This window comes from Aliarcobacter cibarius, from assembly GCF_013372265.1.
Classification (GTDB): domain Bacteria; phylum Campylobacterota; class Campylobacteria; order Campylobacterales; family Arcobacteraceae; genus Aliarcobacter; species Aliarcobacter cibarius.
Genome location: NZ_CP054051.1, coordinates 209065 through 234089 on the forward strand (window position 1 = coordinate 209065; position 25025 = coordinate 234089).

Consider the following 25025-nt stretch of genomic DNA (forward strand, 5'->3'; position numbering starts at 1 on the left):
ATTATATTATACAAAAATATAAATTATAAATCAATATTTAAAAAATATGATATAATATTAATAATTTTATTACAACTGTTAGGGGGTACCCCCTAACAGTTGTAATAAAATTAAATATTTTACTAAAAAGTTAATAAAATGGCTATATCATCAATACATATTGAAAATTCTCAAATATCTGCTTTGTTACATAATCTAAGAATATTAATTCCTGATTATTTAATAAATATAAATGGTAAAAAAATTAATGAATCAAGAAAATATATTAAATTTAAATATGTATTTACTAATAAAAAAAATGGAGAAGAAATAAAAACAGTATTTGAGAATGTCTTTATAAATGATTTAATCAAATTTGCTATTGAAGATTATCAAAAATATAATAAACAAGGAAAAAAATTACCAAGTAATGCGAAACTTTTAAAAGAAGCTATTTTAAATATAAATGAGAATCATAATATAGATGACCTAGAAAAAGTAAAATTAGAATTAGAAAAAGAATTTGGATATACAATCACAGACATAAATCTTCATAAAGATGAAGGCTATATTTATACAGAAGAAAAAAACTTTGTGATGGGAAGAGATGCTTATAAAAACAAAGAGGAAACTTCATTTATTGCTGAATTAGATTTTGAGGAAAATAAGTTCTATGAGTGGTTTTTAGATAAAAATAATGATTGGGTTAAAGGTGACGAAATAGTAAATTACAAAATGCATTATAACTACCATGCTCATTTCATGATTATAAACTATGATTTTACAAAGCATAGAACAATAAGAAATCAATTAAAAGATATGTCTAGAATGCAAAGCATTGTAGCCGATACTTTAAAAATGACTCGTGGAAAATGTAGTAGTACGGTTGAAGCAAAAAGACTAGGAGTTGAAGTAGAAGTAAGTAGAAAAAGGTTAAGCATTAAAGACTGGAAAATACAAAAAAGAAAAGAGCGAGAATTAGAAAAGAAAATTGAAACACTTGAAAAAGAGGTTGAGAAATATAATTCTAAAGATAAAGAAAACGAAATAACTATCCAAACATTATATGAAAAAATTAGAGAATTAATAAAATTAGTTTATCATGAAACTGAATTAAATGAAGTAACAAAAAAACCTTTAAAAAACAAAGAAATAGTAGAAAACCAATTAAAGATCATAAATGACAAAGACAAAAATATAGAAACTTTACTGTTTGATAACAACCTTAAAGATGAAATTATAATAAAACTAAAAACGGAGAATAAAAATCTAATTTTAAGTACACAAAAAGATAGCCTAGAAAAGAAAATTAGTTCTATACAAAATATAAGCAGCGATTATGATGAATTAAAAAAAGAAAATCTAATGCTTAAAAAAGAAAATCAATCATTAAAAGAAAATACAAAAAATATTTTAGAAGTATCAAATACAAAAATAAAAAGTTTATTTAGATTCAAAGTATTTCATAATCTCGTACTTAAAGATAGATTTGAATATTTAATTGAAAATGATGAAGATTGGGAGTATAGATGCAAAGATAATAGAGGTGTAAACAAAGGATTACAAATATGTTATGATGAAAATATAAATAATGAACTTTTAAAAGAAGAAGATTTTAATAATCAAGAAAGTGAAGAAAATCAAGAAAGTATTTTAAATAGCTTAGAAGATTTAAAGATGAATTTAGAAGAAAAAACTATACCCATAAAAGAACAAGAAGAAGCTAAAGAGTTATTTCAAGATAATGATAATTTATTGCAAATATAAAATTTTTGTGATAAAACACAGTTTAGTTTACGGTCCCCTCAAAAGCAATTACAAAACCTCTAAATTATAATGAAGAAATTTCCAATAAAGAGTAGTTATTAATTAGCAGCATAATTTTACTAATTTTATCAACATAATAAAATTATTATGTTGATATTAAAAGATATTAATTAGAGTTAGCAATAGCCTCTTTTAAAGCTTTTCCAACTTTAAATTTTGCAACAATTGTAGCTGGTACATTAACAGTTCTATCAGTTCCCGGAACCTTTGCAGTTCTAGCTTCTCTTGAAGCAGTTGTGAATGTCCCAAAACCTACAAAAGCAACAGAATCTCTCTTCTCTAATGCTTCTGTAATAGTATCTAACACAGCATCTAGTGCAGTTTTAGAATCTTTTTTTGTTAATCCAGATTTTGCAGCAACTGCATCAATAAATTCATTTTTATTCATTTGTTTTCTCCTATTTGATTTATTATTTCATTTTATCTAAATTATTAGTGAATTTAAGTTGAAAAATAAAAATTAAACATTCTCTCTATTTAAACTATCAATCAGTGTACTTCTTTTAACTCCAAATGTTCTACAAATTGCAGCTTTACTCATTCCCTCATTTAGAGCTTTTTTAATAGCTATCATTTTTTCAGTATCAATAGCTCTAGGACGTCCACCTCTAATACCTCTATCTTTAGCAGCTTCTAATCCAGCTTTAACTCTTTCTTGAATTAAACTTCTTTCAAATTGAGCTAAAGCTCCAAATATATGAAAGAATAATTCTCCTGAAGCTGTTGTTGTATCCATACCTTCAGTAATAGATACAAAAGAAATATTTTTATTTTTTAAATCTGTAATAACAGATATAAGATGAGCTAAACTTCTTCCAAGACGATCTAGTTTCCATACAACTAAAGTATCACCTTCTTTTAAAAATTCTAATGCTTTATCTAAACCAACTCTTTTATCTTTTGAACCAGATGTTTTATCAGAAAATATATTTCTTTCATCTACTCCATATTTTAAAAGTGCATCTTTTTGTAAAAAAAGATTCTGATCATCAGTTGAAACTCTAATATAACCTACATACATACGAAAAACCTCTCTTATATAGTTTTCGTATTATATCACAATCCGATAGTATTTATCGTATAAAAAATAGCTATTTTTTTGAATGTTTTTGAGAAGGAAAAGAAAGTGTCGGAAAACAAGTGTTTTAATTACAAATTATTTTTACTTTTTAGTTTAAATTGTTATAATTGATAATATTATATTTATAGGGGAAATATGCTCAAATGTCAACAGAATCAAGTATAAAATGTCCAAATTATGGTGAGTTAATAGATGTTAATGAGATACTTTATCATCAATTAGAAAATGAGTTTAAACAAAAAAATTTAAATGAAAAGAAAAAGTTTGAAGAAGAGATAGCTTTAAAACGAATTGAGTATAAACAAGCACTTGATATGCTTAAACAAAAAGAAGAAGATATCAAAGAACAAAAAGAGAAGTTTGATGAAGAACTAAAAAAAGCTACAAAAGAACTTCTTAAACAAGAAAAACAAAAACTTCAAGAAGAACTAAAAAAAGAGATACTAGAAGAACAAAGTGAATCTATAGCACTACTTAAAAAAGAGCTAGATGAAAAATCTAATCAAGTAAAAGAATTAAACACTGCAAAAGCTCAAATAGAACAACTTAAACGTGATAAAGAAGAGATGGAGTCAGCTATCATGGCAAAAGCTCAATTTGCTCTTAATGAACAACTAAAAATAGAAAAAGAGAAAATACAAAAAACTGTTGATGATCAAAATGAATTAAAATTAAAACAAAAAGAAGAACAATTAGAACAACTTAAAAAACAACTCCAAGATACCCAAAGAAAACTAGAGCAGGGCTCACAACAACTTCAAGGAGAAGTACAAGAACTTGCTATTGAAGAGTATCTACAAAATAAATATCCTTTTGATTCTATAGAAGAAATCAAAAAAGGTGTAAGAGGTGGGGATTGTATTCAAACAGTTCATACTAGAGAAATACAAAACTGTGGAAAAATATATTATGAGAGTAAAAGGACTAAAGATTTTCAACGAACATGGATAGAAAAGTTTAAAGCTGATATGAGAGAAAAAGGAGCTGATATAGGTGTACTTGTAACAGAAGTGTTACCAAAAGAACTAGAACGTATGGGACTTATTGATGGAGTGTGGATATGTACATATGAAGAGTTTAAAGGTTTATCGTCAGTTCTTAGAGAAAGTATTATTAAAATTAATCAAGCAAAAAAATCAGAAGAAAATAAAACTGATAAGATGAGTTTATTGTATGGTTATTTAACAAGTACAGAATTTAAAATGCAAATAGAAGCTATAGTAGAAGGTTTTACTCAAATGCAAAGTGACCTTGATAGTGAAAAAAGATCCATGCAAAGAATCTGGAAACAAAGAGAAAAACAAATAGAAAAGGTACTTGATAATACTATAGGAATGTATGGTTCTATAAAAGGCATAGCGGGAAATAGTATTGGTAATGTTAAGGCTTTAGAATTGCCTTATAATTTGTTAGAAGATGAGAATGAATTATGATTAATAATATAGAATTAAAGAATATAGCTACTTATGATGAAGCTGGAACATCTCTAAATAATTTAAAAGAAATTAATTTTATTTATGGGGCAAATGGAAGTGGAAAAACTACGGTTTCAAACTTAATGAATAATCCACAAGATGTTAAATATCGAGATTGTAATATAATATGGAAGGATGGATACATTGTTGATACTATGGTTTATAATAAATCTTTTAAAGAAACAAATTTCAACTCTTCAAACCATATCAAAGGTGTTTTTACACTAGGACAAGCAACAGATGATGATATAAAACTTATAGATGAAAAAAAAGAACAATTAGAAGCTATTAAAATACAAGGTACTGGATATAAGAAAAAATTAGAAGATTTAAAAGGAACACGTGAAAGTTTAGGGAAGATACAAGATTTAGAAAATGAATTTAAAGAGTTTTGTTGGACAAAAATTTATAAACCATATGAAGAAACTTTTAAAGAAGCCTTTAAAGGTTTTATGCAAAAACAAACTTTTACAGATAAAATACTTAGTGAATTTGCAAATAATCAAGTAACTATATTAAGTATTGATGAATTAAAAAAGAAAGCACAAACAATTTTTGGTGAAACTCCAAAACATCTAAATCTTATCTCAACGATTTCATTTGATGAATTGAATAATATTGAGAATGAAGATATTTGGAATAAAAAAATTATTGGTAAGTCAGATGTAGATATAGCTAGATTAATTCAATATTTAAATATAAATGATTGGGTTAATCAAGGTAAGGGTTATCTTAAAGATGATAACATCTGTCCTTTCTGCCAAAAAGAAACAATCACTGATGATTTTAGACAACAACTTGAAAAATATTTTGATACAACATATGTTGATTTAATTAATAAAATTAAGAAATATCAGCAAGATTACGATTTACATTCCTCAAATATTATAGAACAATTAAACTATATTGAACATGAACAAAAACAAAATAATAATTCAAAATTAGACTTAGAAAAATTTTCTATTTATATCAAAACACTTATAAGTCAAATAAACTCAAATAAAGAAAATTTACAAAGTAAAATAAAAGAACCAAGTAGGTCTTTAGAGCTTACATCAACAAAAGAGCAATTTGAAAATATTAAAGTTGCTATTGATAGTGCTAATGAAGAAATTAAAAAACATAATAAAATAGTAGCAAATTACCAAACAGAAAAAACTAATTTAATTTGTGCAATTTGGAAATTTCTAGTGAAATCATTTGAAGATGAAATAAAAGAATATACAAAAAAGCATAAAGGTTTAGAAAAAGGTATAGACAGTTTAACGATACAATATAATAAAAAACGACAAGAATATAGGGAACTTAGTCAAGAAATAAAAGATTTAGAAAAAAATGTAACAAGTGTACAGCCGACAATAGATGAAATAAACAAACTTTTAAATTATTATGGATTTTTAAATTTTGAGATAGTACCTTCTCAAACAGAAATAAATCAATATCAAATTAAAAGAGAAGATGGAACTTTAGCACAAGAGACATTGAGTGAAGGAGAAATTACATTTATTACATTTTTATATTATTATCAACTTACAAAAGGGGCAGTAAAAGAAGATGAAGTTTCTAATAATAGGATTTTAATAATTGATGATCCAATATCAAGTTTAGATAGTAATATTTTATTTGTTGTAAGTACCTTACTAAAAAAAATCATAAATGATGTTAGAAATGGAATTAGTAATATTAAACAGGTTATTATATTAACTCATAATGTCTATTTTTATAAAGAAGTGTCATTTATAGATGGTCGGGATACTGGGAGAAGAAATGATACATATTTTTGGATACTAAGAAAAAATAATAAAGTTTCAAAATTTTATCCATATGATACAAATCCAATCAAAACTTCATATGAATTGTTATGGCAAGAACTAAGAGATAAAGAAAAAAGTTCAAATATAACATTACAAAATACAATGAGAAGAATAATTGAAAATTATTTTAAAATTCTCGGTAATTTCAGCGATGATAAACTGATTAAAAATTTTGAAGAATATGAAGAACAGGTTATTTGCCGTTCTTTAATTTCTTGGATTAATGATGGTTCTCATAGTATATCAGACGATTTATTTATAGAATCACATGATGATACTATAGATAAATATTTAGAAGTATTTAAAAAAATATTTATTTTTACTGATCATGAAGGACATTATAAAATGATGATGGGTATTGATGAATTAAATATATAAATAGGAGTGACAACTTGAGTTTACTGTATGATAGAGTTACTAGAGAACATGACAATCGTGAATATAAAAGAAAACCGGCTAAAGGTGATTTAATATTAGAACTAGAGAAAATAATTAATTTAACACACAAAATAATTGGTTTTGATGGATATATTATTCCTAAAAATGGAAGTAGAGTAACTTTACTACTATATTGCCGTGAATATAATCAAGAGCTTGTTAAAGATAAAGAGTTGGTTGCTTTAGCACAAATTTTATTTGATGAAATGAATAAAGCAATAGATTTTAAAATTGCTATAGAATTCAGTAAAAAACTTAAATGTGATTTAACTTGTGTATTTATTCCATACAATTATCCAAAAGATGATGAGCAAGCTATAGAGCAGGAAATAATATTATTTCCAAAAATCAATATAGAAAAAAAAGTTAAAAGAACTAATGTTGATGGTTTAAGGTTACTATTGAAAAATTATGAAAAAAGATTTACTCGAAAAGCAGTAACATTTATACCTACAAAATTAGAATATTATTTAGCAAATATTCCAAAAGATCAATGGAAAATAGCTTTTCCAGGGGATGCCGATGGTATTTTTATGGATGAAAACTATAATGTTCAAGCTATTTTAGAATATAAATCTGATACACAAGGAAGAATTTTAGAGGAAGAATCTATTCAAAAATATAATGCAGACTCAACTAGATTTAGTGTTCTTGATGATTTTTGTAAACTTTTAAATGTGCCTTTAGTTGTTGTTTTTTGGTCTGATACTCATTCTAATACAAAAATAACTATCAGAAATTCAGTTAAAGGAATAGAAAATAGCTTACCTATTATTAAATCTAATGATTATAATTCTTGTGCAAAAAAGATTTATGATGTTTTACTTAATTTAAGCATACACATGAATAAATTGGATTTATTATAATCCCAATCTAACAAACATTTAAATATAATATCTACTTTATAAAAGAGGATTAAAGTAAATGAGTTTAGAGAAAAACGTTATAGAAGAACAAAGTATAAATGATGTTAATTATGAATTATTAAAAAAACAATTTCCTAACGCTGTAAGCATAGATGAAAATGGTAAGTATGTAATAGACCCTCAACAGTTACAATTGAGTTTAGACCCATCACTTGCCCAAATAAAAGAAGATGGTTATGGGCTTAATTGGGTTGGGAAAAAAGAGGCTTATCATAATGCATTTACAAAAAACTATAAAGTTCTAAAACCACTTAAAGAGATTTCTAAAAATTGGGATGAAACAGAAAATATCCTTATAAAAGGGGATAATCTTGATGCTCTAAAAATACTTAGACAAAACTATTATGAATCTATCAAAATGATATATATCGACCCACCTTATAATACTAAAAATGATGGCTTTGTTTACAATGATGATTTCACAACTTCAACTGAACAAACACTTGAAGAGCTTGGATATGATAAAGAATATATAGACTATATTGAAAATATTCAAGGAGCTAAAACACATAGTGGTTGGCTTAGTTTTATGTATCCTAGACTTTTATTGGCAAAAGATTTTCTCAAAGATGATGGAGTTATTTTTATATCGATTGATGATAATGAAAATGCACAGTTAAAACTTCTATGTGATGAAATTTATGGTGATGATAATTTTGTAGGAGAATATATTTGGAATAAAAAGAATGTTGTACAAAATGATGCTACACATATGTCAATTAATCATGAGTATATTTTAGTATATGCAAAGAATTTTAATATATTTAGATTTAATTTATTAGAAAGAACAGAAGAACAACTAAAAAGGTATCAAAATCCTGATAATGATCCTAGAGGATTGTGGACAAGTGTGGCACTACAGGCTAAAAGTGGCTCAAATACATATAGTATTGAATTTGATAATGGTGTTCAATGGGAGCCTGTAAAAGGTACATACCCTAGATTATCTAAAGATAGTTTAATAAAAGCATACAATGATAACAGATTATGGTTTGGTAAAGATGGGAAAAATGTTCCTAGGTTAAAAAAGTTTTTATCTGAAGTTAAGGAAGGTGTTTTATCTTCATCTCTTTTATTAGCTGATGATGTTGGTTCAACACAACTTGCGAAAGAAAATTTAAAAAAGTTAATGAATAATAATTTATTTGATACACCTAAACCAATAGGTTTAATTTCAAAATTTTTGCAATTAGCTACAAAAAATGACCTTATTCTAGACTTTTTCGCAGGAAGTGGAACAACTGCACATGCAGTAATGGATTTAAATGCTCAAGATAATGGAAATCGTAAATATATTTGTGTTCAATGGGCAGAAGGGACACCTGAAAATAGTGAAGCTAAAAAAGCTGGGTATGAAACAATATTTGATATTACAAAAGCAAGAATAGATAAAGCAGGAGAACAGTTAGCAAAAGGTGATATAGGTTTTAGAACTTTTGAAATAGTGGAAGACCAAAAACAAAAAATTTACCAAAAATCACTAGAAGAGGTAAATCAAGAAGATTTATTAGTGATGATGGAAAAACCTGATATTTCATCAAATGAAGAGATACTTTATAATCTATTTGTAGCAGAAGCTTTACCACTTAGTACAAAACATCAAGAGCTTATTAAAGATAAACTTTATTTAGCGTCAAATGTAGCTTTTATTCTTGGTGATATAACTTCTGATGAATTGGTTGAAGCTTTAAAAGATAAAAAAGAGTGTGAATATATCACTGTGTATTCTCCAAATATTAGCAATGATAAGTTTACTCTTGAAATAGAAAGTAATATATCAAAACTTGGTATCAAGAGTGATAAACTAAGATTTAGAGGATAGATATGGAAGAAAATCTAAATATTATTATCTATTCAAGTGAAGATGGGAAAACAAAACTTGATGTAAAACTTGAAAATGAGACTTTGTGGTTAAACCAAAAGCAACTTTGTGAACTCTTTGGAAAATCTAAATCAACTATAAGTGAACATATTAAAACTATTTTTGAAGATGAAGAACTAGATGAAAAAGTGGTTGTTCGGAATTACCGAACAACCACTCAGCATGGTGCAATAGAGGGAAAAACTCAATCAACTGATGTGAAATATTATAATCTAGATATGATAATTGCTCTTGGATTTAAAGTACGAAGTAGAACAGGTGTACAATTTAGAAAATGGGCAAATAATATACTAAAAGAGTATGTTGTAAAAGGTTTTGCAATGGATGATGAAAGGCTTAAAAATCCTCCTGTAGCAAATTCTTTGGTTCCTGATTATTTTGAAGAGATGATAGAGCGAATTAGAGATATAAGGGCTAGTGAGAGAAGAGTATACTTGCGAGTGAAAGAGATATTTGCACTTGCTAGTGATTATGATCCTTCATGGAGTGAAACAACACGATTTTTTCAGCATATACAAAATAAACTTCATTTTGCTATTACAAAATTAACAGCAGCTGAAATTATTTCTCAAAGAGCAAATGCTAGTTTACCAAATATGGGTATTACAACTCTTTCTACAGATAGTATAAAAAGTACAGATATAACAGTGGCTAAAAATTATCTAAGTGAAAAAGAGATTGAAGAACTTAATCGTATAGTTGTAATGTGGTTGGATTATGCAGAAGATCAAGCTAAAAGAAAACAACAAGTGTTTTTAAATGATTGGGAAAATAAATTAGATGCATTTTTAGAGTTTAATGAAAGAGATGTTTTACAAAATTTTGGACAAGTTTCAAAAAAAGAAGCAGATAAAAAAGCTAAAGATGAATATAAAATATTTTCTGCACAAAGAAGAGCTCAAAAAGAAGAACAAGGGTTTATAGAAAATATAAAAGCCTTAGAGAATATTGCAAAAATGGTAAAAGAGAAAAAATAATGCTAAAAATAAAATTTGACAGACTTGATTATCAAGAACTTGCAGTAAATAGTATCAGTGATGTATTCAAAAATATAGCATTTAAACCAAATGATAATAAGAAAAGTAATCCATCTTTTGATTTACAAGCTTCAAAAAGTATATTAGTAAATAATATTACAAAAGTTAGAGAAATAAATAAAGTAGATATTGGCGATATCTCTATCAAAGATGAGCTTGTTATAGATACTTTAATGGAAACAGGTACTGGAAAAACTTTTACATTTTTAGAGTCAATATATAGGCTAAATAGAGATTATGGACTTTGTAAGTTTATAATCTTAGTGCCTTCAAATCCAATTCGACAAGGTACTATTAAAAATATCAATATTACAAAAGAATTTTTTACAAAAGAGTACGGTAAACAAATATCAGTTTATAACTATAGTGAAAAAACTGTTTTAAATTATATAAATGCAAGTAGTCAAAATATCTCTGTTTTGGTATCGACTTATCAATCATTTAACAAAGCAACAAATAGTATTAATAAAAATAAAATAGAACAAACTCTTATTGGTCGTTCTCGAAGTTATATGCAAGCAATAGGACATTTAAGACCTGTAATAATTATAGATGAACCACATAGATTTGAGGGAAAACAAACAGCAAAATATCTAAAAGAGTTTAATGCACTTTTTACATTAAGGTTTGGTGCAACTTTTAAAGGTGATGAGTATAAAAATCTCATATATACACTTGATAGTGTAGATGCCTTTAGTAGGGGACTTGTAAAGGCTATAACAGTCGATACTGTGGGAAATGAAAATGTAGATAATCATACGATTAGGCTTAAAGAAGTAAAAGGGGCTAACCAAAAAGATTATGTAGCAAAAATAGAGTATAAAGATATTAATTCTAAAACAAAACCTACTGAATTAAAGCATGGTGAGAACTTAGGAGAAAAAGTAGGGATTGAATATCTAACTAGTTATGTAGTTGAAAAAATTACTAAAAGTGAAGTGATATTCACAAATGGTATTTCAATACTTCTTGGAGAGAGTGAGAGCTATGGTGTGCTTCTTGATGAAGTGCAAAAAGCTATTGTTGATACAGCTATAAAAAATCATTTTGAAAGAGAAGAAGAATTATTTAAACTGAATATCAAATCACTTTGTCTGTTTTTTATAGATAGAGTTGATAAATATTTGACTGAAGATGGGATTAATGGAAAGTTAGCACTTCTTTTTGAAACTTTATATTTAAAAAATTTAGAACAAGTTTTAAAAAAAGATAATTTAGATGAAGATTATAAAAAATATCTTTTGAAAACAAAAGATTCTGTAAAAGAAGTACACAGTGGATATTTTGCAAAATCTAAAAAAGAGGGAGATGAAGCAGAAGCTATTGAGCTAATTTTAAATAAAAAAGAAGAATTATTAAGTTTTGATAGTGATCTTAGATTTATATTTTCTCAATGGGCTTTACAAGAAGGATGGGATAATCCAAATGTAATGACACTTTGTAAATTAGCTCCTAGTAATTCTAAAATATCTAAATTGCAACAAATAGGTAGAGGATTAAGACTTGCAGTAAATCAAGATGGAAAAAGAATTACAAAAGATGATAGTAATTTTGATTTTGTAAATGAACTTTTTGTTGTTATTCCATCAACTGAAGAAAATTTTGTAACTTCAATACAAAAAGAGATAAGTGAAAACAGTATTAAGCAAGTATCGAAACTATTTAACGAAGATATTATGGTAGAAAATCATATTGCTACAACTTCAAGAACAGCAGTAAAATTACTTGATAAACTTGATGAAATAGGCTTTATTTCAATAGATGAGAATGATATGAGTGAGATAATCATATCAAAAGAAGATTATTCAACAAGATCAAAAGAATTAGAATCTTTAGATATAAAAGGTTGTGATAATAGTAAATTAAAAGAGTATTTTGATAGTTTCTTTAAAACAACAAACAGAATAAAAGCAAAAGATAGAAGTGATAAAAAAGAAAAAGGAAAAATAAAAATTCATAAAGAAAATTTCCAAAAGTTTAAAACTTTATGGAATAACTTAAATTATGATGCAGTTGTAAAATATGACATAAATAGTGATATTTTAATTGAAACAGCAATAAAAAAAATAAATGAAAATTTTTTGATAAGTGGACAAGATATTATTGTTAAAAGAGATAAAAATATTGAAGATAAAGATAAACATGATAGTGAAAAAGAAACTATCAGTGTTGAAACACATTCTATTTTTACACTATATGAGTTTGTAAAAGCAGTTTCTAATAGTACTAAATTAAGTATGCAAACAGTTGCAAAAATATTACATGGTATAAAAAAAGAAAAATTTGATTTAATATATCAAAATGAAAATTTAGCACTTAAAAAAATAGAAGAACAATTAGTAAGTTCAATTTATGAAGTTATTATAAATAAAATATCTTATGATTTAAAAGAAATAAAAACTTGTAATACATCTTTAACAGATAAGAATGGAAATTTAAAAGAGTTTATACCTGAGGGAAGTTTAGGTACAGAAACATATAAAATTAAATCTAAGAATATAAGAGATTTGTCAATCTATGATGAAGACTTTATGGAGGTTGATAGTGGAGCAGAAAAAATTGCTATTGATGAATCTAGCGACAAAAGAATTACAGTTTTTGGAAAATTACCAAAAGTAAATATTCCAACAGCACATGGAAGGCATTATAATCCTGATTTTGGTTATGTAATAGAAATAGGTAATGGAAAAGAATTATATTTTGTAGTAGAAACTAAAGGATATGATAAATTTGATGATATAAGCACAAAAGAAAAACTTCAAATCAAAAGTGCTGAAGCATTTTTCAAAAAATTGCGTGAAATGGGTGTAAATGTAGAGTATCAAACTAAGTTAAATAGTCCTGATTTGTCTCAACTTATAAGTGAAATATTAAAAGATAAATAGTTAAATTAAAAATATTCTACTTAATTTTGTCACTATACTATTATTTTTTAATTTAAATTCAAAGGCTCGATTTTTTAAGTTTACTTAAAAAATGAGCAAACAACTGGGAAGAGTCTTTATTTAAAATAAAATATACAATCCAGTTGTTACAGAGTAGTTTTTTAAGATTTATTTTATATATTAAATTTATTTTGCCAAACTTCCAAACTTGCCAAACTATTACTATATAGCTATTTATTTGAATTAACTTATTAAAATTGATAAAATTAAATTATTTTTCTCAGTAATTGTTAGTAATTTTTCCAAAAATATTAAAATAATAGATAAAGGAGAAGAAATTGTATCTGTTAAAAATAGAACAAATATAGAAGAACAAGTAAAAATAATGATACAAATAGCACTTGCAAAAGATTGGAAACTTGAAAATATAGAACCATATGGAGATGAAGATTTTATAAATGAAGCAAATAGACAAATAGCAGATTTAATTTTGAAGAAAAATCAAATTAAAAATAGTAATGTAGAAATCAAAAGAGTAAAATCACCACTTCAACAGCAAAAAGTAAATCTACAAAATGAAGATTTAAACCCTAAAATAATTTGTGAATTAATCATTAATTTTGTTTCAACAATTATCTATTTACATAAACTAATATTTATAAAATGAGTATTAGTTTATGATTATATTAAATTATAAACATAATATGTCTATAATATTAAATAAAATTCCATTAGTAGCCTTACTACAATATTGTAGTAGATCTTTTTTATAAAAAGGTATTTCACATTAAAATTACTAATAATTCTACTTAAGTGTAGGGTTTCAAAGCAAAGTTTTGGGCTACATAAATTTAGTTTACAAGGTTTAAAAATGGAAAATAAGTTATATAAAATATATTCAAATCTAAAATCAAATCAAAGTACAGGAATTGACGGTATTTCAAAACAAAAACTTGATGAGATTATAGATGATGAAATATCAATAATTAAACGAAAAATAGAAAATAATAGTTATGATTTTTCATTTTATAAACAAAAACTTCTAATAAAATCTATAAATAAAACTAGAGAAATATCAATACCTACACTAAGAGATAAAATAGTTTTAAAGTATTTATTTAATGAGATATCAAATAGTTTTAAAGAAAATTTAACTTCAAAATCACATGCAAATATTATAGTAAATGAAGTAATAAAACAAAGACAAAATTTTAATGCTTTTATAAAAGTAGATATTGTAAATTTTTTCCCATCTATAAATCATGAAATATTATTAGAAAAATTAAAAACTAAAATATTTGATGAGAATATCTTAAATTTAATTACTAAAGCTATAAAACAAACAACTGTAGATGAAAAAACTTCTAATAAAGAAAGAATAAAATATAACAACAATGTTGGTGTTCCACAAGGATTGTCTATTTCAGGACTTCTTGCAGAAATTTATGTAAATGATTTAGAAGTAAAATATAATAACAATAATAAATTGAAGTTTTTTAGATATGTTGATGATATATTGATTTTATGTAATAAAGATCACTTAGAAAATATAATGATTAATTTAGAATCAGATTTTAGAGATTTAAAGCTAACAATTCATAAATTTGAAGAAAATTCAAATAAATCTACATATGGTAATAAAGAAGATTTATATGAATTTTTAGGCTATAAATTTGAAAATGAGCTAATTAGTGTTAGAAATAGCTCAGTTCAAAAAATGTACACAAATATAAGTAAATTATTTACATTGTATAAAAATGAAAGAATATATTCAAAGGATTATTTTATTACGAGATTGAATTTAAAAATAACAGGCTGTATAATTGAAAATAAGAAGTATGGTTGGATTAGTTTTTTTTCAAATATTAATGATCATAAGCTTTTATTTCAATTAGATCAATTTGTAAGAGAGAATTGTGAAAAGAATAATATAGAGTATGACAACATAAAGAAATTTTCTAGAGCAATTTATGAGATAAAAAATACAAATTCAAATTACATAATTTATGATTTTAAAAAAAATAAAATTTCTGAAAAAGATCTAATAATTGATTTCTATGATGATATAGAGTTTTATTAATTGATTATAGAATATTTATTAACAATGCTATATTAGTATATATTTTGCTTTGTTGATAAAATGATTTATAAATAAAAATTTTCAAAATGCATAATTTTTTAGTTATGTTATAATACGATAATTATATAAAAGGATTTTAATGGGTTCAATAATTACTGCAAAATGTAATAAATGTGATTTTATAAAGAAAGGTATAAAAATTGAATGTGGAATGACGAATCATAAGGTATTTGAAGGATATCCATATTCTTGTAATGAATGTAATGATTTTTTCCAAGGTAATTATAAAGATCCAAATTTATGTTGTCCAAGCTGTTCTTCTAAAAATGTAGTTATATATAGTGAACACAAATTAAATAAAGAACCAGAACCACCAAAACAAAAGTTATCATTTTTTTCAAAACTTCTTGGAAAAAAAGAAAGAGTTGAGTTACCAAAATTTGATATTTATGGTTATTATAAATGCCCAAAATGTAATGAATTTACAATGGAATTTTATAAAACAGCACTATATGATTAAAATTTTTTTACAAATAGTTAAGATAATAAATAAAAATAAAAGATAATTCTATTAAATAGTTCAAAATAAATCAAAACTGTAAATCATAATTTAAACAAGGTATATTTTTTATTTTTAGACAGAATATGTCTTAAGTAGTTTATATAATCCAACTAAGATTACATCAAAGGTTATATAAAATGAAAAAATTAATAGCAACACATAATAAAATGTTTCATGCAGATGAAATAACAGCCATTGCACTTTTAGAAGTTTTCACTGATTTTGAAATAGAAGTGGAAAGAGTAGAGCATGATTGTAAAGATTTTTCTAAATATGATTTTGTTATAGATATTGGTAAAAAATTTGATGGAATAAAATATTTTGATCATCATCAATATAAAGGTGGAAAGAGTTCAGCTGGATTAATTTGGGATTATATAGGATTGAATGAAGAATATCCAAAATTATCTAAACTTATTGATTTAGTAGATAGAAATGATGTTGGTATTGAAAAAGCAAAACCATTTGAATATTCATCTTTAATTAAATGCTACAATACAAGAAATCCAAGCTCAAAAGAACAAGATGAACAATTTTATCAAGCAGTAAATTTTTCAAAAAATATAATATTATCAATGAAAGATATGGAAGAGGGTATGATAAAAGCAAAAGAGATTATAAATAATTCTTTTAATTTTAATCGTAATCCAGAAATTATTGAATTAAGTGAATTTACACCTTATTGGACAAGTTATATAAATGGAATAACTATGCCATTTGTTAAAGCTGTTGTATGGGAAGATGAAGATGATAGAACTTGGAAAGTAAAAGTACCTTCAAAAACTGTTGGTTCTTTTGAATTAAATGGAAATCCATTAAAACAAGATAATAATATGGAATTTGTTCATTCAAGTGGACATTTTGCAATTGCAAAAGATGAATTAACTATGATTAAATATCTATCAAAAAATATTTAATATATAAATTACGAAGAGTTTAAAATATAATTAACTAAAAATAAAAGAAATAAACATTTGAATACTTTATCATGGCACTTAAATAAAAATATTAACAATGTTAGAAATCTATTTTCACAAATAGATCTTCCTTATGAACTAGATTGCTTTGTTTGTAGTTGTGGTCATAATGAAATTATAATCAAAGATCAATATACTAATTTAGAAAATTATAGTTGTAAACATTGTGATAATAATGAGTTTTATGATGCAAATTTTTATAATAATAATTCTACTTGGTATGAACCAATTTATGAGTTATTCAAAGAAGATTATATTTTATATTTAAAACCAAATATATATTATGATGAAAATAATAAGATAATAAGAGCTGCTTTTCAAATTAAAATTCCAACAACAATAGATTTAGCAAGAAATGAAATAGTTTATATTTATAAAGATGTTTATGAATTTAATATTGATCAATTTGGTAACTATACAGGACAGTTACACACTAATTTTAATTTAAGTGGTGAATTAACTGAAAAAGAAATAATGTTTGATAAATATGTTTCCCAAGAAGATTTGATTAATAGAAATTTTTATTTAAAAGAGTATAAAAGAGCTATTTTAAAAGAGTTACAAAATTGTAAATATACATTTAACTCTAAAGTTGCATTAAAAACATCTAATTTAGATGAGTATTGCTATTTTGTGAAATATAATAATCTTCTAGATTTAGATTTTTATAAATGGAAAAATGTAGATATCTTACCTAAAGATGAGAAGCTTACTATAATTCAAGCATTAGATTTTGTGATGAATTATAGAAAAGAAAAATCATTGAAAAAATTAGTATTTGATAATTATAAATTTCAAATGAGAGAATATAATTTCTATAATTTTATTTATATTTATTCTATTTCTAGAAGTATAAAAGATATAAATGTTTTAAATAGAATGATTACATTAGATTTTAATTTATATATGTCTTATACAAATTATCCAATGAACTTATATCAATTTATAAAATTTTTAACTAAATATTTTAGGGATAAGCAAATTGAAAAACTTTTTATATCATATCAAGACTCAGAGTTATTTTGGTTACATGATTCTGTTTCAATGTTTTATGAAATTGCTAATGATGCTGATGATTTAATATTAAGTAAATGTAACAAAGGTAATATTCACCATGATATTATTCAATATCATCAAATGCTAATGAATAAAATAGATTTTGATACAACATTTGAATTTGAAGATAAATTTCTAAAAGCTTGTGTAGATATCTTAGATTATGATATTAGATTACCAATGAATGGAATAGAACTATATGATTGGTCAAATAAACTTCAAAATTGCCTATCAGGATATTGCAGAATCATTAAAGAGAAAGAAACAATAGTATATGGTTTTTTCAAAGATAATGTAATTAAATTTGCAGTTGAAATACAAGATAATAAAATATTTCAATCTAAAAGTAAATATAATCAAGATCTTCAAGATAAAGAGATGAGTTTAGTAAATGGTTGGTTCAAAGAGCATTTTGAAGAAAAAATGTTACGTTTAGAAAGTTAATTAACTCAACTTTCGCACATAAAACCGAGCTGTTTTTTAGTGTGAACTCTGAGCATATGAATGATTTGTTCTAAATCTTTATTTCTCTTGACAATTTCTTGAGATTCTATTATTTGTTCTAGGATTTTTACAAATAATTCCATAGATATTGCTAGAGTTTCAAGCTGGCATTCTAAATCTCTAAAAAGATTACCTAAGGTTTGTGGTTCATTTTGAACTCTATTAATATAGCTTGTAAGATTATAAGCTAAAAACGATAGAGTTATTCTAGCAATAATTGCTTCATAGATTCTATTTTCTTCTTTTCCAAATTGAAAATACTCTCTTAAATCTTTATATCCTTGTTCTATGTTCCATCTTTTTTTATAAGTATTGATAATTTCAATATCAGATAAATTTGTATTTGTTGATATTATTGGAATAAGATTATCTTTGGTTTTAATAAATACAATTTTTACTCTTCCAAGTGTTTTATGTGTAGTTGTAGTTGAAACATAAGTGTATTTAATAGAGTTATAGTTACCAAGTTTTAAAGTTTTGGTTTTATTTGTTTGAATATACAAGCTTTCAAGCGTATTATATTTTCCTGTAAATTGCCAAATTCTATTTGATTTTGATAATCTTGCAATTACATCAATACCATTTTCTTTTACTTCATTTATAAAATTTGGTTTAGCATACCAACTATCAACTAGTAAATAATCTACATATATTCCAGATTTTAAAACTCTTTGAATCATATGTAGAGCTAAAATATTTTTACCATCATTACCTTCAACTCTTCTTTTATAAGCATTACTTTTATGATGAAAATAGTTTTCATTAACATTTACAATTTGATTTTTGTTGTAGTTAATAGAAAAATCTAACATCATATCAGTATAACAATCACTATAATTGAGTGATACAATATTCAAACCTTTTACAGTTCTATGTTCTTTATTGCTCCAAAGATTTTTACAACTACCTTCTATAAATTTACCTCTTTTAATTTCAACAGTATCATCTATAATCAATACTTTTGTATCAGTTGTTTTTTGAAGTTTATGTAATTTACAAATTAATTTTACAGATGTCAGTAATAGTAATTTTCTCCAGTTATATCGATTATCTTTTAAAAGTCTGTAATATACATCTTTTTTCTTGTGCTTGCACTCTCTTTGAGAAAACTATCATTACTATATTTCATAAAACTAGAAATTTTTCTATTTATTACAAACATATACAGAAAATGTAAAATAACTAGATATGGAGATTTTCCAATATCTCTTTTTATAAAATTACTCTGTTTTAAAATAGAACTAAAATTTATATCTCTTAAAATAGAAAGAATAGGATTTTTTAATACATTGTTCATAGCAGTTTGGATAAAATTGTCAATACCCATAAAAATACCTTTTATAATTGATTTGTGGTGATGAAATTATATCAAAAAGTGTCTATTTATGGGCTTTAGAAAGCTTTTACACATGAGAAATTGATGATTTTTTATGTGCGAAAGTTGAGTTAATTAAGTTATAATTTTTTGTATCCTCGAAAGTGTTAACGGAACAAAAGAACAAAATATTAAACAAATTACAAAGTGAATTAAATCAGGTGGCTATAAAATGATAGAGAATGTTGTGCAAAAAAAGGAGAATTTATAATATGAAATTTTTCAAAAGATTGATAAATAATTTTACTAATTTTCTTCGATATCGTGTGTTAAAACAGAAAGTAATTGAAATTAATGTTGTACACACAAGAGAATTATATTCATTAGAAAGAGTAGAAAATGAAAACATGGTAACAGACCCAAGCTTTGGAGACAAACCAGTTGTATTTGGTTTTCTAAATTATCGTTGGATAGATATAAAATCAAAATTAGGAAATGAGGATAAAATATATAAATACACAAGAGTTACTAAAATATCTGACTCTAATAATGGATGTATGGAAGAAGGATTTGAAATAATGAGAAACAATGAGATAATTTTCGAACTAAGGACTTCTTACTATTAGAAAATCGGTGTCTATCTAATAAAATAATAATATCAAGTCTTGAGAAAGGAAGAGAGAATAAATTTGACTTTAATGAAGTTTTATATGGTAAATTTTTACACACAGAAAGTTTTAAATCCAAATTTTTTTTAGAAAAACAATAAGCTTTAAAGTTTGTTATTATTCCTTTAATTATATATTTTTAAATTTTATATTGTTGAGTTTTTATTATAAGAAATTTCTAACCCCTAATAAAACTTATAATTAATAAAAATAAAGTTTTTTATCTCAATTGGTTTCGTTTAAATAAAAAATCTACAATATCTCTTGCACTCGCCCTACTTGCCCATCTTGTAATCTTACTTTTATACCATGTGGATGAGATGGTGAGTTTGTTAAAACATCTTTTACTATTCCTTGAGTTAATTTATTAGTTCTTTGATCAGCTTTTAAAACTATATTTACTTTTAGTCCTGCTTTTACATTTATTCTTTTTTTTGGATCCATTTATATTTCTTTCTAATTTATATTTAATTTTAAGGGTTTAAGCTTACTAGTTTATTCCTAATACTTTATAGCATTCAAATAAGCTTTTTGAACCTCTTTTTGATTTGGATTTGTATATATCATTGTTGTTTGAATACTTGCATGTCCTAGTAACTCTTTAACTGTTACAATATTTACATCTTTAGCTATCATTGATTTTGCAAAAGTATGTCTTAGTATATGAGCGCCTGAATATTTAATACCAATTTTTTTATAAATTTTATTTAAAAATCTATATATTTGAGAACCATCCATTGTTTTACCTGATTTTGTTGAAGCTATATAGTTTATACCATTATTAATGTAATACAATAATTCTTTCTGAATATAAACTTTAGGGATATATAGAGTTCTTTCTTTATCACCTTTACCAATTGTATGTATAACATACAACTCTTCATCTTCAATGAAGTTTTTTGTTTGTAAAACTTCTAACTCTCCTCTTCTAGCACCAGTGTAAAGAAGTATTTTTAATATCAAAGATGATCTAATATCTATAAAGCTATTAAAATTTAAATTAGCTAAATACTTTTCTAATATTTTTACATCATCTTTCTCTACTCCTTTTGGAGTTCTTTTTTGAAGTTTAATATTTATTTTAAATATAGTAGATAATTTTATATCAATATCAAGATTTTCATTTATAAATGTAAAAAATGTTTTTAAATGAGTAATGTATAATTTTTTACTACTCATTTCTAATTCACTATGTTTTTCTAACATCTGATTTTTATACTCTAAAAAATTCATAATGTCTATTTTCTTTAAATTTTCAAATGAAATAGATTTTTCATACTCTCTAATAAATGCAATAAAACTTTTTATTGTAGTGTTGTAAGAGATGATTGTATATTTTGATTTATTAGTAAGTTTTAACTCATTTACAAAATGCCCGAAAAATCGTTCTATTTCTAAAGCAAAAGTTTCATTTTTCACAAAAACCTCCTAAAAACTACATATTTTTTCATATTATACACTATTATAGTAATAATAGTGTATAAATAAAAAAGATTTTATAGTTTTAATTTAATTCGAATACTATGGAATTGATTTTAATAAAGCCTTTCTATTATTAAAAATGAGTCTTTTGACTAAATATATTTTTTAGCTATTATGATTGCTTATGTAAATCTCCAGAATCTTTTTCATTCCACGCATTGCACTTTTAGAATCAAATTTAAACAAATAGACCATCTAGGAATTAAGCTAAAGTATTCCTAAATACCAATTTATTTCAATTTTAATTTAATTCAGATTCTCTATCTGTTGGTTAAGTTATATTTTCTCTTGAGGTGTTACATCAATAAGGACTTATTTATTGAAAAATTTTGATTTATAATCAAACACTTTACTTTTAGTTTTCTTATTTTACTTCTACTCTTTCTTAATTGAAATAGTAAATATTTGATATCTAAACATAAATAACAAAATTTTCAATGTTGCTAATCTGAATAAATTTTATATTAATATATAATTTATATTATCATTATGATTAAATAATTATTTCTTATTTAGATAATATTATTAATTTTAGTAATTAAATATAAGAATTTAACTCATATATGATAAATACTTTTATTCAAGATCTAGAAATAAAATCGTTTTTAACTTTAAGTGTAACTAATAACATTATAATTTGATTTTAGTTCTTTACTAATATATTTAAGACTTAGAGGTTATTTTAACTTTTAAATAATCGTTAATTTTAAATATCATCCAAATAATCAAACTCTTCTTCTTCAAGAGTTTGGTTATTTTCCACTAAAGTTACATTATTTAATTCATAAGCAACCCATTTTTTTCCATTAAATAAAATTTTAGCATTTGCTTTTGCAGAGCAAACCTTATCAATATTATTTAAAATTAATAAATTTTCTGGAATGTAATAGTCCTTTATAAATCCAAAAAAACCATTAGAATTATGTTTTACTTGTAATTCTCCCGAAACATCTTTTAACAAAGAATTATCGATTTTATCTGTAAGCTCTACTTTTAAGATATTAATTTTTGTTTTACTGCTATTTTTATCATTAGATGAGTAATACTTTATTTTTATGAAATCACCAATATTAGGCCTCAAGTCAGTTTGATCAAAGTGAATAACTCCATCTTGCCTAGAATTTATAACATAATGAAATAATTTCTTTTGAGTATTTATATGGTCAACTATGGCTATTTCTTCTTGTGCACTATTAATTATTTCATCTATTTTATGAAGTGACTTTTCTATTTTTAAAACTAAATATCTTTTATTTGCATTGTCATAATGCAATTTAACTTCGAAAACATCATTCTTTATTGCATTAACAAGAGATTTAGATTTTTTTCTATTAGTAACAAATTCAACATTTTTAAAATCTGTAAAAATTAATCTCTCTTTTCCTTCCTTATTTTTAAAAGTTTCATATAAAACTACATAAGTCGAAGGAATATTAGATAAGATATATTCTTCTGCTTCTGATTTAGAAGATTCATAAAAAGTTTTATTGTCTAATGAAGAAGATTCGATATTTGAAACTTTAGAAAATAGTATATGAAATTTTTCTGTAATTTTCCATCCTTTTTCTTCTCTATGATTTCTGTATTTAGTTAATTCAACAAGTCCTTCATTTAATTGTCCACTATCTAATAATAATTCTGCTAAATCGAGTCTAATCTCTCCCAAAAAATCCTCATTGGGTTGAATAGTAATAGCTTTGCATAACATAGAAATAGATAGGTATTTATTTCTATTTTTGATAATATTTGAAAATTCATGCCATGCGTATGCTTGATCACTCAATTCTAAAATAATACTTTTGTAAATTTGAATAGCTTCATCTATTTTATTTGTTTTATTAAGTAATATTGCATATTCCCTTAGTAACCAAATGTCATTTTCTAGTTTTTTTAGAGCATATTGATATAAATTAATTATCCAACCAATATCTTCTTGATCTTTATTTGATGATCTGACAATATCAAATAGTTTTTTTAGAGATTTTAATGCAAGTGACTTGTTGGTATATTCTCCATTAATTTCCTCCCTCCAGTCTTCATTCGTAAAGTTTTGAATATTCCAATTTTTAATAAACTCATAAAATCTCCATTGGTTATCCTCTATCATATATCTTTCTGCAAGCTTTAAAATTTCAGAGTGCCAGTGAGATGGTCCATAATTAGAATATGTATTTACATAATAATTTAAAACACTCCACATAAAATTTATCTGATTATCTTTGTGAGCTTGAAATATCTTCCAAAAAAATGTTTCTCTAATACTCTCTATAATAAGATTTTCATTTTTAATTTCATGGATTAAATAGTTAATATCATACGGTGTCTGATTGTTAATAATTACTTTGAGAAGCCTACTTAGTAAAGATGGAAACTCTTTACCTTCATTATATTGCTTTCTAATATCGTCTTTTTGTAAATATTTAGGATTCCAAATTTGAAAAAATTTGAAAATATCAAAATCTTTATGTGTAGATGCATAATGAACTGCAATTTGCAATATCATTGAATGTAATAAAGAGGGTCTTTCATTTTTTAGATTTAAATATTCAAATAATATTTTTTTAAGAGCATCAATAGTTAGAGTATTTTCAAATGCTTTAACATACCTGTACAAAATCCATCCGTATGACTCATGATGATTAATACTTAAATTACCTGATTGCTTAATATTTTGAAATATATTTAATGCTTCTTGGTGTTTTCCATTTTTACTTAGTTGTTCAGCTTGTTGTATATGTGAATAGGCAGAGTCTAGTTTTGGCTTTAATAGTTCAATTTGCTTAGTCAAAATATCATCATGCGTTACAAAGTTTATAGAATTCAATTGATTAAAAAAGTTTTTTGCTAACTCCAAGTTTTTAGTTGATTCAATTTTAATAATATCAATTAGTACCCAAGCATAAGCTTTTTGAGTCCATTCATCATTTGGATCATTCTTAAAGAGATGCGAAGCTATTTTATATGCATCGCTTAACTGTTTATTTTTTCTAAGTTCAAAAACTTTTTTAGTTGTATATTCTTCAATTTCAGACATTTT

Annotated in this window: 20 protein-coding genes; 13 read left to right on the forward strand and 7 right to left on the reverse strand. The window is 24.4% G+C overall.

What is annotated here, in order from left to right; translation table 11 throughout:
• Positions 1 to 138: 138 nt before the first annotated feature.
• On the forward strand, positions 139 to 1746 hold the full coding sequence (locus tag ACBT_RS00955; protein ID WP_176325363.1) for a coiled-coil domain-containing protein: 1608 nt from the start codon (positions 139 to 141) through the stop codon (positions 1744 to 1746).
• 166 nt (positions 1747 to 1912) lie between these two features.
• On the opposite strand, the gene ACBT_RS00960 is transcribed toward ACBT_RS00955, so the two are convergent.
• Together ACBT_RS00960 and ACBT_RS00965 are read right to left on the reverse strand one after the other, a co-directional pair.
• Positions 1913 to 2194, reverse strand: a complete 282-nt coding sequence (locus ACBT_RS00960) for an HU family DNA-binding protein (RefSeq protein ID WP_176325364.1) — start codon at positions 2192 to 2194, stop codon at positions 1913 to 1915.
• A gap of 72 nt (positions 2195 to 2266) precedes the next feature.
• Positions 2267 to 2827, reverse strand: a complete 561-nt coding sequence (locus tag ACBT_RS00965; protein ID WP_176325365.1) for a recombinase family protein — start codon at positions 2825 to 2827, stop codon at positions 2267 to 2269.
• Positions 2828 to 3030: 203 nt separating this feature from the next.
• Here ACBT_RS00965 and ACBT_RS00970 point away from each other — a divergent pair, with 203 nt between their 5' ends.
• The 11 genes from ACBT_RS00970 (at position 3031) to ACBT_RS01020 (ending at position 18463) form a co-directional block, all read left to right on the forward strand.
• A complete protein-coding gene (locus tag ACBT_RS00970) occupies positions 3031 to 4320 on the forward strand; it encodes a DUF2130 domain-containing protein (RefSeq protein WP_176325366.1) in 1290 nt (429 codons plus the stop codon).
• Positions 4317 to 6554, forward strand: a complete 2238-nt coding sequence (locus ACBT_RS00975; RefSeq protein WP_176325367.1) for an AAA family ATPase — start codon at positions 4317 to 4319, stop codon at positions 6552 to 6554. The genes ACBT_RS00970 and ACBT_RS00975 overlap by 4 nt, the downstream gene beginning before the upstream one ends.
• Positions 6555 to 6568: 14 nt before the next feature.
• Positions 6569 to 7480, forward strand: a complete 912-nt coding sequence (locus ACBT_RS00980; protein ID WP_176325368.1) for a hypothetical protein — start codon at positions 6569 to 6571, stop codon at positions 7478 to 7480.
• Positions 7481 to 7538: 58 nt separating this feature from the next.
• Positions 7539 to 9362, forward strand: coding sequence for a site-specific DNA-methyltransferase (locus ACBT_RS00985; protein ID WP_176325369.1), 1824 nt, complete (start codon positions 7539 to 7541; stop codon positions 9360 to 9362).
• Between the two features lie 2 nt (positions 9363 to 9364).
• The gene (locus ACBT_RS00990; protein WP_176325370.1) at positions 9365 to 10399 is read left to right on the forward strand and encodes a virulence RhuM family protein; all 1035 of its coding nucleotides are present in this window, start codon (positions 9365 to 9367) and stop codon (positions 10397 to 10399) included.
• Positions 10399 to 13344 (forward strand): restriction endonuclease, encoded by a 2946-nt coding sequence (locus ACBT_RS00995; protein WP_176325371.1) that lies wholly within the window; start codon positions 10399 to 10401, stop codon positions 13342 to 13344. The genes ACBT_RS00990 and ACBT_RS00995 overlap by 1 nt, the downstream gene beginning before the upstream one ends.
• A 385-nt stretch (positions 13345 to 13729) precedes the next feature.
• A complete protein-coding gene (locus tag ACBT_RS01000; protein WP_228280437.1) occupies positions 13730 to 14011 on the forward strand; it encodes a hypothetical protein in 282 nt (93 codons plus the stop codon).
• A gap of 204 nt (positions 14012 to 14215) precedes the next feature.
• Positions 14216 to 15424 carry a reverse transcriptase domain-containing protein gene (locus tag ACBT_RS01005; protein ID WP_176325372.1) on the forward strand — a complete coding sequence of 403 codons (1209 nt, stop codon included), beginning with the start codon at positions 14216 to 14218 and terminating at the stop codon, positions 15422 to 15424.
• A gap of 139 nt (positions 15425 to 15563) precedes the next feature.
• Positions 15564 to 15944 (forward strand): hypothetical protein, encoded by a 381-nt coding sequence (locus ACBT_RS01010; protein ID WP_176325373.1) that lies wholly within the window; start codon positions 15564 to 15566, stop codon positions 15942 to 15944.
• 179 nt (positions 15945 to 16123) lie between these two features.
• On the forward strand, positions 16124 to 16903 hold the full coding sequence (locus ACBT_RS01015) for an MYG1 family protein (protein ID WP_176325374.1): 780 nt from the start codon (positions 16124 to 16126) through the stop codon (positions 16901 to 16903).
• A 57-nt stretch (positions 16904 to 16960) separates the two neighbouring features.
• On the forward strand, positions 16961 to 18463 hold the full coding sequence (locus ACBT_RS01020; RefSeq protein ID WP_176325375.1) for a PcfJ domain-containing protein: 1503 nt from the start codon (positions 16961 to 16963) through the stop codon (positions 18461 to 18463).
• A gap of 5 nt (positions 18464 to 18468) precedes the next feature.
• Here ACBT_RS01020 and ACBT_RS01025 read toward each other — a convergent pair whose 3' ends face one another.
• Positions 18469 to 19542: a transposase gene (locus tag ACBT_RS01025; RefSeq protein ID WP_228280438.1), complete on the reverse strand. Its 1074-nt coding sequence runs from the start codon at positions 19540 to 19542 to the stop codon at positions 18469 to 18471.
• A gap of 35 nt (positions 19543 to 19577) precedes the next feature.
• On the reverse strand, positions 19578 to 19850 hold the full coding sequence (locus ACBT_RS01030) for a hypothetical protein (protein WP_176325376.1): 273 nt from the start codon (positions 19848 to 19850) through the stop codon (positions 19578 to 19580).
• Positions 19851 to 20164: 314 nt separating this feature from the next.
• Here ACBT_RS01030 and ACBT_RS01035 point away from each other — a divergent pair, with 314 nt between their 5' ends.
• Positions 20165 to 20464 carry a hypothetical protein gene (locus tag ACBT_RS01035; RefSeq protein ID WP_176325377.1) on the forward strand — a complete coding sequence of 100 codons (300 nt, stop codon included), beginning with the start codon at positions 20165 to 20167 and terminating at the stop codon, positions 20462 to 20464.
• A gap of 294 nt (positions 20465 to 20758) precedes the next feature.
• On the opposite strand, the gene ACBT_RS01040 is transcribed toward ACBT_RS01035, so the two are convergent.
• The 3 genes from ACBT_RS01040 to ACBT_RS01050 all read right to left on the reverse strand — a co-directional run bounded on the left by ACBT_RS01040 (position 20759) and on the right by ACBT_RS01050 (position 25022).
• On the reverse strand, positions 20759 to 20950 hold the full coding sequence (locus ACBT_RS01040) for a YwbE family protein (protein ID WP_176325378.1): 192 nt from the start codon (positions 20948 to 20950) through the stop codon (positions 20759 to 20761).
• Between the two features lie 57 nt (positions 20951 to 21007).
• Positions 21008 to 21925, reverse strand: coding sequence for a tyrosine-type recombinase/integrase (locus tag ACBT_RS01045; protein ID WP_176325379.1), 918 nt, complete (start codon positions 21923 to 21925; stop codon positions 21008 to 21010).
• A gap of 769 nt (positions 21926 to 22694) precedes the next feature.
• Positions 22695 to 25022 (reverse strand): tetratricopeptide repeat protein, encoded by a 2328-nt coding sequence (locus tag ACBT_RS01050; RefSeq protein ID WP_176325380.1) that lies wholly within the window; start codon positions 25020 to 25022, stop codon positions 22695 to 22697.
• Positions 25023 to 25025: the final 3 nt, after the last annotated feature.

Bases quoted from the DNA above. Each gene is read 5' to 3' on its own strand.
- ACBT_RS00960 (WP_176325364.1), bottom strand. From the start codon at position 2,194: ATGAATAAAAATGAATTTATTGATGCAGTTGCTGCAAAATCTGGATTA.
- ACBT_RS01050 (WP_176325380.1), bottom strand. From the start codon at position 25,022: ATGTCTGAAATTGAAGAATATACAACTAAAAAAGTTTTTGAACTTAGA.
- ACBT_RS01005 (WP_176325372.1), top strand. From the start codon at position 14,216: ATGGAAAATAAGTTATATAAAATATATTCAAATCTAAAATCAAATCAA.
- ACBT_RS00985 (WP_176325369.1), top strand. From the start codon at position 7,539: ATGAGTTTAGAGAAAAACGTTATAGAAGAACAAAGTATAAATGATGTT.
- ACBT_RS00970 (WP_176325366.1), top strand. From the start codon at position 3,031: ATGTCAACAGAATCAAGTATAAAATGTCCAAATTATGGTGAGTTAATA.
- ACBT_RS01040 (WP_176325378.1), bottom strand. From the start codon at position 20,950: ATGGATCCAAAAAAAAGAATAAATGTAAAAGCAGGACTAAAAGTAAAT.
- ACBT_RS00995 (WP_176325371.1), top strand. From the start codon at position 10,399: ATGCTAAAAATAAAATTTGACAGACTTGATTATCAAGAACTTGCAGTA.
- ACBT_RS01015 (WP_176325374.1), top strand. From the start codon at position 16,124: ATGAAAAAATTAATAGCAACACATAATAAAATGTTTCATGCAGATGAA.
- ACBT_RS00965 (WP_176325365.1), bottom strand. From the start codon at position 2,827: ATGTATGTAGGTTATATTAGAGTTTCAACTGATGATCAGAATCTTTTT.
- ACBT_RS00990 (WP_176325370.1), top strand. From the start codon at position 9,365: ATGGAAGAAAATCTAAATATTATTATCTATTCAAGTGAAGATGGGAAA.
- ACBT_RS00955 (WP_176325363.1), top strand. From the start codon at position 139: ATGGCTATATCATCAATACATATTGAAAATTCTCAAATATCTGCTTTG.
- ACBT_RS01030 (WP_176325376.1), bottom strand. From the start codon at position 19,850: ATGGGTATTGACAATTTTATCCAAACTGCTATGAACAATGTATTAAAA.
- ACBT_RS01010 (WP_176325373.1), top strand. From the start codon at position 15,564: ATGGGTTCAATAATTACTGCAAAATGTAATAAATGTGATTTTATAAAG.
- ACBT_RS00975 (WP_176325367.1), top strand. From the start codon at position 4,317: ATGATTAATAATATAGAATTAAAGAATATAGCTACTTATGATGAAGCT.
- ACBT_RS01000 (WP_228280437.1), top strand. From the start codon at position 13,730: ATGATACAAATAGCACTTGCAAAAGATTGGAAACTTGAAAATATAGAA.